We start from the raw sequence: 13,695 nt of genomic DNA, 5'->3' as shown, positions 1-13,695 counted from the left end.
CGTTTTGTGCTTACTGGCTCTGGGAAACGATGTGCTCAACCGCCGCCTTGATTTCCTCATCCGGACAGCTGGCACAGCCGCCTTTGGCCGGCATGGCGTTGAAGCCATTGAGGGCGTGGTTAATCAGGGTTTCCATGCCTTTGTCGATGCGCGGAGCCCAGGCCGCGGTGTCGCCAATCTTGGGTGCGCCAGCAGCGCCGGTAGTGTGACAGGCCATGCAGACAGCGTCGTAGACTTCGCTGCCGGAACGGGGGCCAGAGCTGGCTGCCTGGGTCGGAGCGGCTGCGGCGCCACACTCCTCGCCTTCCAGACACACTTCACCAACCGGTTCGATACGCGCGCGGATCTCGTCTTCAACACTAGCCATGACGGCGCCGGCGGTGAGGCCGAAACCGAGCAGAACAACAGCCAGGACTCTTTTCATGTTCACAATGCACCTCGCATTTGAGCGTTATAATCTTTGGTCGCCGCATTATAGCGACTGTACCCCGGCAAAAAAACCAAAGGCCAGAATCATAAATTGATTTCAACCGGTTTAATTGCGATTTCGTAAGCCCTCAGGCACGAATTTGTGAATACAGGTACCATACCGGCATTCCAACCAACCCGACTTCCAGGACCCGCTCAATGCCAGACGCAGAAAGCAACCGCCCGCATCCTTGGCGCAAACCGCTGTTGATTCTTGAGTTCTCCGCCCTGGCCGTTCTTCTGGGCTCCATGGCCTGGTTTTCCAGCCAGACCGCCGACGGCAGCAAGATCAGCGCCGGCTGGCTGCTGATCCCGGCTTTTGCCAGCCTGGGGGTGTTTCTGAGTTTTATCGGCCTGATGTACCTGCGCTGGGTCGCAGCCGCTAATGCGACCAATCGTACCCGCCACAGAATCATTTTCGCCTTGCTGGCAATCACCCTGATCGGGGTCTGGGTGTACGGCATTGCCAACACCTGGATGAGCCTGAATGCAAGCTGAGGATTATCCCATGACGCATCCAGCCTGGCTTCGAAACACCGGCCTGAGCGTTTGTCTCACTGCCCTGGCCGCTCCGGCGGCCTTTGCCCAGACGGCGGGCACCGAGCCATCCGGGGATTTGTCCGCCGAGCAATGCGCGCTTATTGAAAACGGGGTTCGCAGGCTCGCCTGTTTCGATCGGGTATTCAAGGCTGACGAGGAAAGGCAGGCGGCCCGCGAGAGCGAGCAGGAACAGGCCGAGGAGGCCGTGAGCGAGGAACTGCCAATGGCCGAAGGAAAAGTCCAGGAAGATTCGGGGCTTGCAGAGGACGACGACAGCGTCATGAATTCGCTGCTGGACCAGTATGTGGCGGCAGAAAAGGCCATCTTTTCCTTCTCCGGCAGTTTCGTGGGTCACCGTCCCACCTATATCCTTCCGGTCAGCTGGATTGATGACCCCAACGCCACCCCGACCAGTCCCCGACTCGGAACCACTAACTACGATTACGAGCTCAGGAACCTGGAGGCCAAATACCAGATCAGTTTCAAGGTTCCGTTGTTAACGGGCCTGTTCGACGATCGCACTACCCTTTGGTTCGGTTATACCCAGCAATCCTACTGGCAGGTTTACAACCAGGACGATTCAGCTCCCTTTCGGGAAACCAATTATGAACCGGAGATATTTCTGCGCTACCGGACCGACTGGGATATTGGCCCGGGAACATTGAGTGGCGTGACCCTCGGGTTTAACCACCAGTCCAACGGCCAGTCGGAGCCCTGGTCCCGGAGCTGGAACCGGATTATGGGCAGCGCGGCCTACAGTTACGGGCGCTGGCTGTTCATGGTGCAGCCCTGGTACCGGATTCCCGAGAACAGTAACGATGACAATGCCGATATCGAACGGTATCTGGGGCATGCCAATTACCGGGCAGTGTATAAACTGTCTGAGGACCGGACGTTTTCGTTGCGGTTGATGAACAATCTGCGGTCGGACAATCGGACGTCCGTTGAGTTCGGGTACAGTTTTCCGATGGGAGAGACGGTCAAGGGGTTCTTTCAGTACTACAACGGGTATGGTGAGAGTCTGATTGACTATAACCACCGGATTGAGAGGTTCGGGATCGGGATTATGTTGAACGATTGGCTCTGAGGTCTGACTGGCCTCTGGTGCAAGGCCGAAGCAGGCAGGCTTTGTAGAAGGTTGAGCGGGCAGGAAGGGCGGTCAGAAACCCGCTCCTTGCGGCACATCCATGTGGCGCTTGAGCTCCGCCATCCATGGCTCCGCACAGCTTCTGACCGCCCTTCCTGCCCGCTCGCCCCAGAGTCCTGGAGCCTAGCTCACCTTGTGCCCTTCTCTGGTTAACCTTCTTTGTTCAGTCGATCCATTTCCGCCAGTAGTTCTTTTGTCTTTTCTTCCATCAGCGGGATATTCGCCCTCGATTCCACGTTCAGGCGTACAACCGGCTCAGTGTTGGACATCCGGAGGTTGAAGCGCCAGTCGTCGAATTCGATGCTGACGCCGTCCACGTGGCTGACACTTTTGGCGCCGACGCTGTATTTGGCTTCGATCGCGGCGATGACTTTGGGGGGATCGGCGATGGTGCGGTTGATTTCGCCGCTGGCCGGGTAGGCTTCGATTCGGGCGTCGATCAGCGACGAGAGGGTCTGGCCGGACTGGCAGAGGCGTTCGGCGACCAGGAGCCAGGGGATCATGCCGCTGTCGCAGTAGGCGAAGTCGCGGAAGTAGTGGTGGGCGCTCATTTCGCCGCCGTAGACGGCGTCCTCGTCGCGCATTCTTTGTTTGATGAAGGCGTGGCCGGTTTTGCTTTCGATGGCTTCGCCGCCGGCGGCTTTGACCAGGTCGAGGGTGTTCCAGGTGAGGCGGGGGTCGTGGATGACTTTGCCGCCGCCGGTTTTACGCAGGAACTGGTCGGCCAGGAGGCCAACGATGTAGTAGCCTTCGATGAAACGGCCGTTCTCGTCGAAGAAGAAGCAGCGGTCGTAGTCGCCGTCCCAGGCGATGCCCATGGCGGCGCCCTGCTCGATGACGGCATCGGCCGTGGCGGCGCGGTTTTCCGGGAGAATCGGGTTGGGGACGCCGTTGGGGAAGTGGCCGTCCGGCTGATGGTGCACTTTCACGAACTCGAACGGCAGGTGCTGTTCCAATTCGTCGATCACCAGGCCGGCGCCGCCGTTGCCGGCGTTGCAGACGATCGTCATGGGCTTGAGGGCGCCAGCATCGATATAGCCGAGCAGGTGGTCGACGTAGGCGCTCATCACTTCCAGCGGCTCGTAACTGCCCTGCTCCGCGGCGTCGGCAAAGGGCTCGAGCACGCGGTCGCGGATTTCGTTCAGGCCGTTGTCGGAGCTGATCGGCCGGGATTGGGGACCGACCATTTTCATACCGTTGTGGTCTTTGGGATTGTGGCTGGCGGTAACCATAATGCCGCCATCCATCTTATAGTGGCTGGTGGCGAAGTACACCTGCTCGGTGCCGCACAGGCCGATGTCGAACACATCAGCGCCGGCCGCCATCAGGCCCGAGCTCAGGGCTTCAGCGATTTCCGGACTGGACAGGCGGATGTCATAGCCGACAATCACTTTCTTTGCGCCGGTCACTTCCACATAGGCCCGGCCGATTTTTTCGGCCAGGGTCGGGTTGAGCTGATCCGGCACACGACCGCGCAGGTCGTATGCCTTGAAGCAGGACAGGTCCATTGTCGGGGTTTACTCCGCAGCAGAGGATTGAAGCTGGATGTAGTTCTGGATCCCCATCTGGGCAATCATTTCCAGCTGGGTTTCCAGCCAGTCAATGTGTTCTTCCTCGCTATCCAGAATGCTGCGGAACAGCTGGCGGCTGGTGTAGTCCTGGATTTCCTCGCAATAGGCGATGGCTTCTTTCAGGTCGGTGTGGGCGATCTGCTCGAGTTTGAGGTCGCAGGAAATCATTTCCTCGACGTTCTCACCGATCAGCAGTTTGTTCAGGTCTTGCAGGTTGGGCAGGCCCTCGAGGAACAGGATGCGCTCGATCAGCTGATCGGCGTGCTTCATCTCGTCAATGGATTCCTCGTACTCCTTGGCAGCCAGTTTGCTGATGCCCCAATCCTTGTACATGCGGGAATGCAGGAAGTACTGGTTGATAGCGGTCAGCTCGTTGGCGAGGACCTTGTTCAGATACTGAATGACCTTCTTGTCGCCTTTCATAACGGGGCTCCATGATGACTTGGTGAATCAGTCTTTTAGGATAGCCCCTTATGGCCCAAGAGAAAAATACGGCGCGGCAAGAAATCTCGTCAGGCTGGCTGGGCGAGCATGTTGGCAAGCGACAGGTAATCCGGGGAGCGGCTCTCCCGGAGAATTTCCCGTGCCGTGCAGGCGCACCGGCCGCACTGGGTTCCGACGCCCAGTTCCTTGCCCAGCTGGCGCATGGATGAAACGCCATTATCGGCTGCTTCGCGGATTTCCCGATCGGTTACCCCGTGGCACAGGCAAACGTACATAGCAATAACTCACCAACGGTTATGAAAGTTAGTGATAATTATTGTTATTCACATCCGGAATTGCAACCCCGTTGTATCAATTTTATGCAACGGAGTGTTTCGGGCTTAACCGTCCCGGGTCAGGTTCCGGCTTCCGGTCTCGGTAACCACGACGTTATCTTCGATCCGGATGCCGCCGCAGCCCCGTAACTGCTTGATCAAATCCTGGTTCAGGTGCTGCCCCGAGCCCCCTTCCAGCAAGGGATCCAGCAATGACGGAATGAAATAGAGCCCGGGTTCGATGGTCACCACCATTCCCGGCTCGAGTTGCCGGGTCAGGCGCAGGAACGGGGCATCTTCCGGCGGGGGAGTCGGTTTACCGGCCACATCATGGACCTGCACGCCCAGGAAGTGACCGATGCCATGGGGGAAGAAGACCCGGGTAATGCCCTGCTCGACGATGTCGTCGTCCTCCAGACCGGTCACCAGGCCGGTGGCCGAGAGCAAGGCGGCAATGCCCTGGTGGGCCTTGCGGTGAATGTCGATGTAATCCACACCGGGTGCCACCATGTCGCACAGCCGGAGCTGCAGTCGCTCAAGCCCATGAACCAGGGCGGCGAAATGGGATTCCCCCGGCCCGGCGGTGGTTCGGGTGATGTCGGAACAATAGCCCCGGAACCGGACGCCGGCATCGATCAGCAGGCTGCGGGAATGGCCCGGCGGCTGGGTGTCGTAATACTGGTAGTGCAATGTTCCGGCATGGCCGTTGAGACCGATGATGCTGTGATACGGCGCGTCCGCTTCCCGCTGCCGGGTGGCTTGCTGGTAGGCAAGACTGATACCGAACTCGCTCTCGCCATCGGCGAAGGCGTCCCGGGCCGCCCGGTGCCCCGCCAGGGCCAGGGCGTTGGCGTGCGCCAGGCATTCGATTTCGTAGGGGGTCTTGCACACCCGGGTTTCATCGAGGGCCCTGAGCAGGTGTTCCGGATTCGGCTCCCCGGGTACGCCATCCAACAGAGCAGAATCGCCGATCACCGCCAGACTGCCCGGATCATCGAGCACCGGCGCCTCGGGCGATTGACTGCTACGGACTTCGATAAACGTCTGCCAGGGTTCCTCCGGCAACGGCTGGTTGGCGTGCCAGAAGTCCACCGGTTCGTACAGCCACAGCACCGGTTTGTGTCCGGCACGGATCCACAGCCAGCAGTGCTCGCGGCCGGTCAGTCCGGTCCAGTGCAGGAAGGGGCCATAGCCCTGGAAGTGCCAGGCCTGATCATCCCCATAGCGGTAGGGCGCGGCGCCGGAGGCGATCAGCAGGCTGTCGAACCCCTGGTCCGCCAGCGCCGATTCGTAGCGGGCCTGCAGCTCGTTCAGGTGGTCCAGCTGCAATGACAGGAGGGCTTTATCAGGCATGTCAGTCTTCCAGTTGTTTCCAGAGTTTCAAAAGATCGTCCGAGCGGGCATCGCGCAGGCGGATCAAGCGGATTTCCAGGGGCACGTCCCAGCGCTCATCACCAGCCCGCACCAGGCTGCCGAACTGCTCGCTTTTCTCCGTCATCCGTTGCGGCAGCCAGCCCATGCCAAAACCCTGTTTGACCAGGGCCTTGATACTGGCTGACTGGGTATTCTCGTTCAGGGGCAACAGGTTGGCGGTCAGTTTGTGGCGCGCCAGGTGGCCCTCGATCGCCGACTGCAGAAAACCCCGGTTATGGTAGGCAATCAGCGGCACCGGCTGCTCGGGACTTCCGGGCAGCGGGAACCTTGGACGACCCTGCTCGTCAGCCACGCTGACCGGCACCAGGGCTTCCCGGGCCAGCACGAGCCAATCAAAACTGTCGGCCGTCAGCCGGCCGCCCCAGGGCAGATCCGGGTGCCAGTAACACAGCACCAGATCGCACTCGCCGCTCTCCAGGGCTTCCAGGAATTGCTCTCCGACCCAGCTGGTGGCCTTCAGGTTCAGCTTGAGGCGCTCGGCGATTCCCGCATCCGTCGCCCAGCCCTGGTAAAAATGTGAGAACAGGCCCTGGGTAGAGCCGACACTGATCCTTGCCGACGCCTCGGCTTCCAGTGCCGCGATGCGGTCCCTGGTATCCCGGACATCCCGGGTAATGCGCTCGCACAATTCCCGGAAAACCTCCCCGGCCGGTGTCAGCGACAGCGGCAGGGTCTGTCGGTTGATCAGGGTACTGCCCATGGCCTCTTCCAGCAGCTTGATGCGCCGACTGAACGTAGGCTGGCTCACGTGCTGCAATTCGGCAGCACGTGAGAAATGGCGCGTGCGGGCAAGTGCCAGAAAGTCTTCCAGCCAGCGTACTTCCATGGAGTTCCCTGAGGGTATGCGATTGAATGGGTCCGGACGTCAATGCAGGCATCATAGCCTATCGCAGCGCACCCGTTACAACCGCCCCTCTTCCACCGCGTGGCATGCCACCTGTGTGCCGCCGTCGGTGGCGATCAGTTGGGGGACCTCCTGCCGGCAGCGTTCATTGGCATAGGGGCAACGGCCATGGAACACACAGCCGGAGGGCAGATTTACCGGCGTTGGCACTTCCCCTTTCAGCCGGATGTGGTTCGGCCGGTCATCCTCCAGCTTGGGAATGGCAGACAGCAGTGCCTGGGTGTAAGGATGGCGGGGCGCGGCAAACAGGTTCCTGGTATCGGCCAGCTCACACACCCGGCCGAGATACATCACCGCCACCCGGGTGCCGAAATGTTCCACCACTGCCAGGTCGTGGGTGATGAACAGGTAGGTCAGCCCGCGGCTTTCCTGGGCGTCCATCAACAGGTTCAGCACCTGGGCCTGTATCGACACATCCAGGGCGGAGATCGGCTCGTCCGCGACGATGAACTCCGGGTCCACCGCCAGGGCCCGGGCAATCGCGATGCGCTGGCGCTGGCCGCCGGAGAACTCATGGCCGAAGCGGCTGCCCCAGTCCGGATCGATGCCCACCGAGTGCATCACCTCGTGGATCTTGTCCCGCACCTGAGTTTGTGACCAGTCCGGATGGTGGAAACGGATCGGTTCTTCCAGGGTCTGCTGGATGGTCATGCGAGGGTTCAGGGAGGCATAGGGATTCTGGAAGATCATCTGCATCTTGCGCCGGTAAGGCAGTGCCGCCTTGCCGTCCAGGTTATCGATGCGTTGACCGTCGTAGTGGATCTCCCCGGCGCTGGGGGAAATCAGCCCCATCACCGTGCGAGCTACGGTGGACTTGCCACAGCCGGATTCGCCCACCACGCACAGGGCCTCGCCCTTCTGCACTTCCAGATCGACGCCATTGATGGCGTGCACGGCTTCCTGCTTGCGGCGGAAGCGGCCGCCCTCAAAGGTGATCTGTTCCAGCAGGCTGCCGGAGAGGTCAAAGCGCTTCTCCAGACCGCGAATACTTACCAGGGGGGAGGTCATGATTCGGCCTCCTGCATGCGTTTCTCCTGCTCAATCAGGTTGGCGACTTCGTAACAGGCCACATCGACATTGCCCGAACGCACATACTCCGGCATCGCCTGCTTGCACTGTTCGGTGGCGAAGTTGCAGCGGGAATGGAACGGGCAACCGGTGGGCACATTCTTCAGGGACGGCATGGAGCCGGGAATCTGGAACAGTCGCGCTCCGGGTTCACCCATCTGGGGCAGCGCGTTGATCAGCCCTTGGGTGTAGGGGTGCTGGGCATCGTTGATGATTTCCCGGGTCGGCCCCTGTTCGATGATGCGGCCCGAGTACATCACCAGCATGCGCTGGGTGACCTGGGAGACCACGCCGAGGTCATGGGTGATCAGCATCAGCGCCACGTTCTCCTGCTCGCACAGGTTCAGCAGCAGATCCATGATCTCTGCCTGGATGGTCACATCCAGGGCGGTCGTGGGCTCATCGGCAATGATGATCTCCGGATCCAGCAAAAGGGCGATGGCAATGATCACCCGCTGGCGCATGCCACCGGACAGCTCATGGGGATACTGGTCCAGGCGCTTCTCCGGCGACGGAATCTGCACCTTCTTCAGCCGGTCCAGGGCAATCGCCCTCGCCTCTTTCTTGCTGATGTTCCGATGCGCCAGGATGGCCTCCACCATCTGGGTACCAATGGTAAGCACCGGGTTCAGGGTCATCATCGGATCCTGGAAGATCATGGCGATGCGGTTACCACGGATCTTGCGCAACTCCCGCTCGCTCATGGCTGCCAGATCTTTGCCTTCGAACAGGATCTGCCCGCCGGCAATATAACCGGGCTTGGCGATCAGGTTCAGAATCGAGAAGGCCGCCACCGATTTACCGGCGCCGGATTCCCCCACCAGGCCCAGCCGCTCGCCCTTGTCCAGACTGAAGCTGATGCCGCGCAGGGCAGTCAGGTCGCCACCGCGCACCGCGAAGCGAACATCCAGATCTTTTACTTCCAACAGTGCCATGGTGTTACCCCTTGTACAGCCGTGGGTTCATCACATCCCGCAACCAGTCACCCAACAGGTTGATGACCAGCACGAGCACCACCAGCACCAGGCCCGGGATCAGGGTGATCCACCAGGAACCGCTCTGGATGTAGTCAAAGCCGGACTTGATCAGCGACCCCAGGGAAGGCTGGGTTTCCGGCATGCCCAGACCCAGGAATGACAGCGCCGCCTCGGAAATGATGGCGTTGGCAATCTGGACCGTGGCGATGACGAAGATCGGCGACAGGGTGTTGGGCAGGATGTGCCGGAACATGATCCGGCGTGTGCCGAAGCCCATCACCTTGGCCGCGTCCACGTACTCTTTCTTTTTCTCCGCCAGCACCGAGGCTCGCACGGTACGGGCGATCTGCGGCCACTCGGCGACACCGATGATGAAAATCAGCATGTAGATGGCAATCTCGCCGAACATCAGGTTGCCGAAGCTGGCCTTGAACACGGCACCGACAATGATCGCCACCATCAGGGTGGAGAACGAGAGCTGCACGTCAGCGATGCGCATCAGGATGGCATCCACCTTGCCGCCCAGGTAACCCGCCAGCAGGCCGAACAGGATGCCCAGGAACGCCTGCAGAATCACTGCCCCGAAGCCGATCATCAAAGACACCCGGGTGCCATAGAGAATCGTGGACAGCAGATCCCGGCCCTGGGCATCGGTGCCCAGCGGGAAGGCGGGATCCGATCCGCTCATCCCCACCGGCGGCAGCTCGGAATTCATGATGTTGATCTGCGCCAGATCGTAGGGATCGGTGGGCGCCAGCAGCGGCGCAAAAATGGCCGCCAGCACCATCAGCAGCAGCACGGCAAAGCTGGCAATGGCCACCTTGTCGCGCTTGAAGCTGTACCAGAAGAAGGACTCGCGGAAGCGGTCCCAGCGGGAAACCGTTGCCGTTGTCATGCTTTCTTACCTGTCAGTTTGACGGTGGGGTTCACCAGGCCATAGACCAGGTCCACCACGGTGTTGGTGATCACGAAAATCAGGCCGACCACCATCAGGTAGGCCACGATCAGGGGAATGTCGCTGCGGGTGATCGCCTCCAGGAACATCAGCCCGACACCCGGCCACTGGAACACGGTCTCGGTGAGAATTGTGTAGGCCACCATGATGCCGATCTGCACGCCGCCGACGGTAATCACCGGCAGCATGGTGTTCTTCAGTGCATGCAGGAAGTTGATGCGACCGGCGCTCAGACCCTTGGCCCGGGCATAGCGGATGTAGTCGCTCTGCAGCACTTCCATCATCTCGGCCCGGATCAGCCGGATAAACAGCGGCAGCATGATGGAAGCCAGCGAGACCGAGGGCAGAACAAGATGCATCAACCCACCTTCGCTGAAGAAACCGGAGTTCCAGGTGCCGAACAGGTGCGTCAGATTATCCCCGCGCCCATAAGACGGCAGACCGCCCTCGGTGGTAAAGAAGTCATTCAGCCATTGCCCCCAACCGGTGTCCGACGGGAACCAGTTCACCGCCACCCCGATGGAGAACAGCTGGATCAACACGATGGCCGTCAGGAACACCGGGATAGAAATACCCACGGTACTGACGCCCATGAAGAATTTGGACAGCCAGGCCTGGGGCCGGATCGCGGCGTAGACGCCAATCGGCACCGACAGAAACACGATGATCAGGCTGGCACCGATCACCAGTTCCAGAGTCGCGGGCAGATGCTCGGCGATCACCTCCAGGGTCGGCTTGCTGTAGAAGTAGGAGTTGCCCAGGTCGCCTTGCAACGCATTGCCGGCAAACCGCAGGTACTGGACCACCATCGGGTCGTTCAACCCGAGCTCGTCGCGAATGGCTTCCCGCTCCTCCTCGGAGACGGACATGCCCACCATTTCCTGAAGCGGGTCCCCGAGGCCATCCTGAATGGCAAAGGCGATCACACTGATCACGAACATGACCAGCAACGCCTGGGAAATCCGCTGAACCAAAAACGCTAACATGGAAATTTTCCGGATAAGGCTTGCAAACAAAAGGCCGGCACCGGATCACTCCAGTGCCGGCCTGCCATTAAAGGCGATTACTCCACAACCAGGTCACCCAGGTACGGGAAGTTCATGACGTTGAGCACCGGCTCAATGTTCACGTTCTTCTTCGAGGCCCAGGCCAGATCCTGCCAGTGCAGCGGAACGAAGGCGGCATCGTCATACAGACGCTGCTCCACTTCCTGCAGCATGGCGGCGCGCTTGTCCAGGTCGGTCTCGACGTTGGCCTTCTGTACCAGGGCGTCGATTTCCGGGTTGCAGTAGTTGCCCGCGTTGTACTGGCCGGAACCGCTGTCGGCATCCGGGCAGAAGGTCAGGAACTCGTAGAAGTTGGCGGAGTCCTCAGTATCCGCGTGCCAGCCGATCATCATCATGTCAGCCGCGCGGTTGTCATACTCCGGCCAGTACTGGGCTTTCGGCAGGGTCTTCAGGTCCACCTTGATGTTGATACGGGCCAGCATCGCCGCTACCGCCTGGGCGATCTTGTCGTCGTTCACGTAGCGGTTGTTCGGCGCCATCATGGTGATGGTGAAGCCATCCTCGTAACCGGCTTCCTTCATCAGCTGCTGGGCCTTGGCCACATCGAAGCGCGGCGTGAGGGACTCGTTATGGCCCTGGTAGCCGGCCGGAGACATCTGGGCGGCCGGCGTGGCGAAGCCCTTCATGATCTTGGCGGCTATGCCCTCCTGGTTGATGGCATAGGCAATGGCCTGACGAACCTTCGGGTTCTTGAACGCTTCGACTCGCTCCTGGTTCATGTGGAACAGGATGATCCGGGTACCGCTCATGGTGACGAGGCTGCTGTTCGGATCCTGCTTGATGCGCTCCAGATCGGTCGGCGGCACCGGCGCGATGAAGTCTACGCCGCCGGACAGTAGCGCCGAAACGCGGGTGGCGTTCTCCTTGATCGGAGTCAGGGTGATCTTGCCGACGTTACCCGGAGACTCGGTATCCCAGTAGTCGTCAAAACGCTCGAACTCCACCCGGACGCCCTGCTGGCGCTCGGTGACAATGTAAGGACCGGTTCCGGACAGGTTCTCGGACGCGAAGGAGTTGCCATGCTTGACGATGGCGCTCTTGTCCTTGCCGTCCTCGGTTTTGCCGGTATAGAACTCGCTGTCCATCGGGAAAATGTAGGTAGCCGTGTTGAGCAGCAGCGGGTACGGCTCCTTGGTCACCAGCTCGAAGGTGTAGTCATCAATAATCTTCAGCTCGCTGAATGGCTGGAAGATCGCCTTTAAGTCCTGGCTCTGTTTCAGCCGGTCGAAGGTGAACTTCACATCCTTGGCTGTCAGCTCGTTACCGGAATGGAACTCCACCCCTTCACGCAGCTTGAACCGCATGGTTTTGTCATCGATCCGCTCCCAGCTTTCGGCCAGACGCGGCTCGAAACCCAGGTCCTGGGTCCAGCGCAGCAGCGGGTCGAAGGTCATGTGGGACAACTGCAGGATGCCACCTGAGAGCTGCTCATGGATATCAAGGGTCACGGGGTCGGCGTCGTACGCCATCTTCAGTTCCTTGGTCGCCTCGGCGGACAGGGCTACCGGTGCCGCTGCCAGGGCCATGGAACCGACAAATGCTGCAATCAGTTTTTTCATCGCGTTTTCCGTCGCTGTTTTAGGAATTTTCACGGAACATCGGCGCAAAATGGCGCCGATTGCCTGGGCAACAAGCTAGTCTCGGAAAACCCTTACGGCAATCGAAATTGCGACATGGGGTTATTCGCCAGGTGAATGACCCGATGTGGGGCAGGATTCAGAGATGGAACACCAACGGCAGGATCATGGCGGTAAACACCCCGGTCAGCCCCATGCCCAGGGACGCAAACGCCCCGGCGGTATGGCTGATCTCAAATGCCCGGGCGGTACCTATGGCATGACCGTTCAGGCCCAGGGCAAACCCCAGGATTCTCTCATCCGTCACCGGCAACAGGCGCGCGAGGAGGTCAACGAAGAGGGTTGCCACCACACCGGTGATCAGCAGGCCGCCCATCATCAGGGGCACCGAGCCACCCAGTTGTTCGGTAATGCCGATGGCAATGGGCGCGGTCACCGACTTGGGCGCCAACGATGCCAGCACCTCCGGGGTGGCCCCCAGTGCCCAGGCAATCACCAGGGCGTAGACCGCCGCCAGGGTTGCGGCAATGGGCAGGGTCACCACAATCGGGCGCCACATGGCACGGATATGGTGCATCTGCTGGTACAGCGGAATGCCGAGAGCGACTGTGGCCGGCCCCAGAAGCACGGTCAGCCAGCGCGCGCCCTGCTGGTAGGCCTGGTAATCCACGGCCAGGATGGCAATCACCCCGGACAGCAGGCACGCCGACAACAACACCGGCGGCAGCCACAAAGGCCTGCCGATGCGGGCGAACAGCCAGTTGCCGGCAAAGAAGGCCCCCAGGGTCAGGCCGATGGCGAGAATCGGCGTGGCCGCGAGGGTATCCGCCAGGACCCCGAGGCGGCTGAACAATTCACTCACGATGCTGCTCTCCCCTCTCCGTCACCAGCTTCATTAACAACAGGGTAGTGAGCACGCTCAGGAAGGTACCGACCAGTAGCGCTGCGGCGACCGCCAGCCACTGGCCCGAGAACTGATCGGCAGTAAAGAACACCCCGACCACACCGGGCATGATCAGCAGCACCAGCACCGAGATCAGCCCCTGACTCGCCGAGGCCAGATCATCACTGACGCTGCCCTTCACCATCAGCGTAAAGGTAATGACCACCATCCCGAGCACACCGCCACTGACCGGCAGGGCGAGCAGCACCCGCATGGACTCGCCCAGGATAAAAAACAGCACCAATACCAGAAAACCACGCAACATCGTCATGCGTTCACGCTCAGC

15 protein-coding genes are annotated in these 13,695 nt (G+C 60.4%); 2 read left to right on the top strand and 13 right to left on the bottom strand.

The genetic code is table 11. From position 1 onward, the window contains the following. Positions 1–10 precede the first annotated feature (10 nt). Positions 11–424, bottom strand: coding sequence for a c-type cytochrome (locus DET50_RS06760; RefSeq protein WP_113862112.1), 414 nt, complete (start codon positions 422–424; stop codon positions 11–13). A 203-nt stretch (positions 425–627) separates the two neighbouring features. Between DET50_RS06760 and DET50_RS06755 the strand changes: the two genes are divergently transcribed. Together DET50_RS06755 and DET50_RS06750 are read left to right on the top strand one after the other, a co-directional pair. After that, the gene (locus DET50_RS06755; RefSeq protein WP_113862111.1) at positions 628–966 is read left to right on the top strand and encodes a hypothetical protein; all 339 of its coding nucleotides are present in this window, start codon (positions 628–630) and stop codon (positions 964–966) included. 10 nt (positions 967–976) lie between these two features. Next, the gene (locus DET50_RS06750) at positions 977–2,095 is read left to right on the top strand and encodes a phospholipase A (protein ID WP_113862160.1); all 1,119 of its coding nucleotides are present in this window, start codon (positions 977–979) and stop codon (positions 2,093–2,095) included. Positions 2,096–2,304: 209 nt separating this feature from the next. Here the strand turns inward: DET50_RS06750 and DET50_RS06745 are convergent, their stop codons facing one another. From DET50_RS06745 to DET50_RS06690, 12 genes are all read right to left on the bottom strand, one after another. Beyond that, positions 2,305–3,663 carry a phosphohexomutase domain-containing protein gene (locus DET50_RS06745; protein WP_113862110.1) on the bottom strand — a complete coding sequence of 453 codons (1,359 nt, stop codon included), beginning with the start codon at positions 3,661–3,663 and terminating at the stop codon, positions 2,305–2,307. A 9-nt stretch (positions 3,664–3,672) separates the two neighbouring features. Then, positions 3,673–4,149, bottom strand: coding sequence for a bacterioferritin (gene bfr, locus DET50_RS06740; RefSeq protein WP_091997532.1), 477 nt, complete (start codon positions 4,147–4,149; stop codon positions 3,673–3,675). Between the two features lie 89 nt (positions 4,150–4,238). Further along, positions 4,239–4,445, bottom strand: a complete 207-nt coding sequence (locus DET50_RS06735) for a bacterioferritin-associated ferredoxin (RefSeq protein ID WP_113862109.1) — start codon at positions 4,443–4,445, stop codon at positions 4,239–4,241. 105 nt (positions 4,446–4,550) lie between these two features. After that, a complete protein-coding gene (pepQ, locus tag DET50_RS06730; RefSeq protein ID WP_113862108.1) occupies positions 4,551–5,837 on the bottom strand; it encodes a Xaa-Pro dipeptidase in 1,287 nt (428 codons plus the stop codon). Between the two features lies 1 nt (position 5,838). Beyond that, complete coding sequence (locus tag DET50_RS06725; protein ID WP_113862107.1) at positions 5,839–6,744, bottom strand: LysR family transcriptional regulator; 906 nt, start codon at positions 6,742–6,744, stop codon at positions 5,839–5,841. A gap of 75 nt (positions 6,745–6,819) precedes the next feature. Continuing rightward, positions 6,820–7,830 carry an ABC transporter ATP-binding protein gene (locus DET50_RS06720; protein WP_113862106.1) on the bottom strand — a complete coding sequence of 337 codons (1,011 nt, stop codon included), beginning with the start codon at positions 7,828–7,830 and terminating at the stop codon, positions 6,820–6,822. Further along, on the bottom strand, positions 7,827–8,825 hold the full coding sequence (locus DET50_RS06715) for an ABC transporter ATP-binding protein (protein ID WP_113862105.1): 999 nt from the start codon (positions 8,823–8,825) through the stop codon (positions 7,827–7,829). The genes DET50_RS06720 and DET50_RS06715 overlap by 4 nt, the downstream gene beginning before the upstream one ends. 4 nt (positions 8,826–8,829) lie before the next feature. Further along, positions 8,830–9,762 carry an ABC transporter permease gene (locus DET50_RS06710; RefSeq protein WP_113862104.1) on the bottom strand — a complete coding sequence of 311 codons (933 nt, stop codon included), beginning with the start codon at positions 9,760–9,762 and terminating at the stop codon, positions 8,830–8,832. After that, positions 9,759–10,808, bottom strand: coding sequence for an ABC transporter permease (locus DET50_RS06705; RefSeq protein ID WP_113862103.1), 1,050 nt, complete (start codon positions 10,806–10,808; stop codon positions 9,759–9,761). The genes DET50_RS06710 and DET50_RS06705 overlap by 4 nt, the downstream gene beginning before the upstream one ends. A 77-nt stretch (positions 10,809–10,885) precedes the next feature. After that, positions 10,886–12,448, bottom strand: coding sequence for an ABC transporter substrate-binding protein (locus DET50_RS06700; protein WP_113862102.1), 1,563 nt, complete (start codon positions 12,446–12,448; stop codon positions 10,886–10,888). 157 nt (positions 12,449–12,605) lie between these two features. Then, positions 12,606–13,331, bottom strand: a complete 726-nt coding sequence (locus DET50_RS06695) for an LrgB family protein (protein ID WP_113862101.1) — start codon at positions 13,329–13,331, stop codon at positions 12,606–12,608. Further along, positions 13,321–13,680: a CidA/LrgA family protein gene (locus DET50_RS06690; protein WP_113862100.1), complete on the bottom strand. Its 360-nt coding sequence runs from the start codon at positions 13,678–13,680 to the stop codon at positions 13,321–13,323. Before DET50_RS06690 ends, DET50_RS06695 begins: the two co-directional genes overlap by 11 nt. Positions 13,681–13,695 lie beyond the last annotated feature (15 nt).

The sequence above is a fragment of the Marinobacter pelagius genome, assembly GCF_003315345.1.
In the GTDB taxonomy this organism is placed as follows: domain Bacteria; phylum Pseudomonadota; class Gammaproteobacteria; order Pseudomonadales; family Oleiphilaceae; genus Marinobacter; species Marinobacter pelagius_A.
Note: the sequence above shows the minus strand (reverse complement) of the source record. Positions and strands in the feature narration are given on the sequence as shown.

What these genes read in the sequence shown, in the direction of transcription:
- DET50_RS06750 (WP_113862160.1), top strand. Translation starts at nt 977, where the DNA reads ATGACGCATCCAGCCTGGCTTCGAAACACCGGCCTGAGCGTTTGTCTC.
- DET50_RS06710 (WP_113862104.1), bottom strand. Translation starts at nt 9,762, where the DNA reads ATGACAACGGCAACGGTTTCCCGCTGGGACCGCTTCCGCGAGTCCTTC.
- DET50_RS06700 (WP_113862102.1), bottom strand. Translation starts at nt 12,448, where the DNA reads ATGAAAAAACTGATTGCAGCATTTGTCGGTTCCATGGCCCTGGCAGCG.
- DET50_RS06735 (WP_113862109.1), bottom strand. Translation starts at nt 4,445, where the DNA reads ATGTACGTTTGCCTGTGCCACGGGGTAACCGATCGGGAAATCCGCGAA.
- DET50_RS06705 (WP_113862103.1), bottom strand. Translation starts at nt 10,808, where the DNA reads ATGTTAGCGTTTTTGGTTCAGCGGATTTCCCAGGCGTTGCTGGTCATG.
- DET50_RS06760 (WP_113862112.1), bottom strand. Translation starts at nt 424, where the DNA reads ATGAAAAGAGTCCTGGCTGTTGTTCTGCTCGGTTTCGGCCTCACCGCC.
- bfr (WP_091997532.1), bottom strand. Translation starts at nt 4,149, where the DNA reads ATGAAAGGCGACAAGAAGGTCATTCAGTATCTGAACAAGGTCCTCGCC.
- DET50_RS06755 (WP_113862111.1), top strand. Translation starts at nt 628, where the DNA reads ATGCCAGACGCAGAAAGCAACCGCCCGCATCCTTGGCGCAAACCGCTG.
- DET50_RS06725 (WP_113862107.1), bottom strand. Translation starts at nt 6,744, where the DNA reads ATGGAAGTACGCTGGCTGGAAGACTTTCTGGCACTTGCCCGCACGCGC.
- DET50_RS06715 (WP_113862105.1), bottom strand. Translation starts at nt 8,825, where the DNA reads ATGGCACTGTTGGAAGTAAAAGATCTGGATGTTCGCTTCGCGGTGCGC.
- DET50_RS06745 (WP_113862110.1), bottom strand. Translation starts at nt 3,663, where the DNA reads ATGGACCTGTCCTGCTTCAAGGCATACGACCTGCGCGGTCGTGTGCCG.
- pepQ (WP_113862108.1), bottom strand. Translation starts at nt 5,837, where the DNA reads ATGCCTGATAAAGCCCTCCTGTCATTGCAGCTGGACCACCTGAACGAG.
- DET50_RS06720 (WP_113862106.1), bottom strand. Translation starts at nt 7,830, where the DNA reads ATGACCTCCCCCCTGGTAAGTATTCGCGGTCTGGAGAAGCGCTTTGAC.
- DET50_RS06690 (WP_113862100.1), bottom strand. Translation starts at nt 13,680, where the DNA reads ATGACGATGTTGCGTGGTTTTCTGGTATTGGTGCTGTTTTTTATCCTG.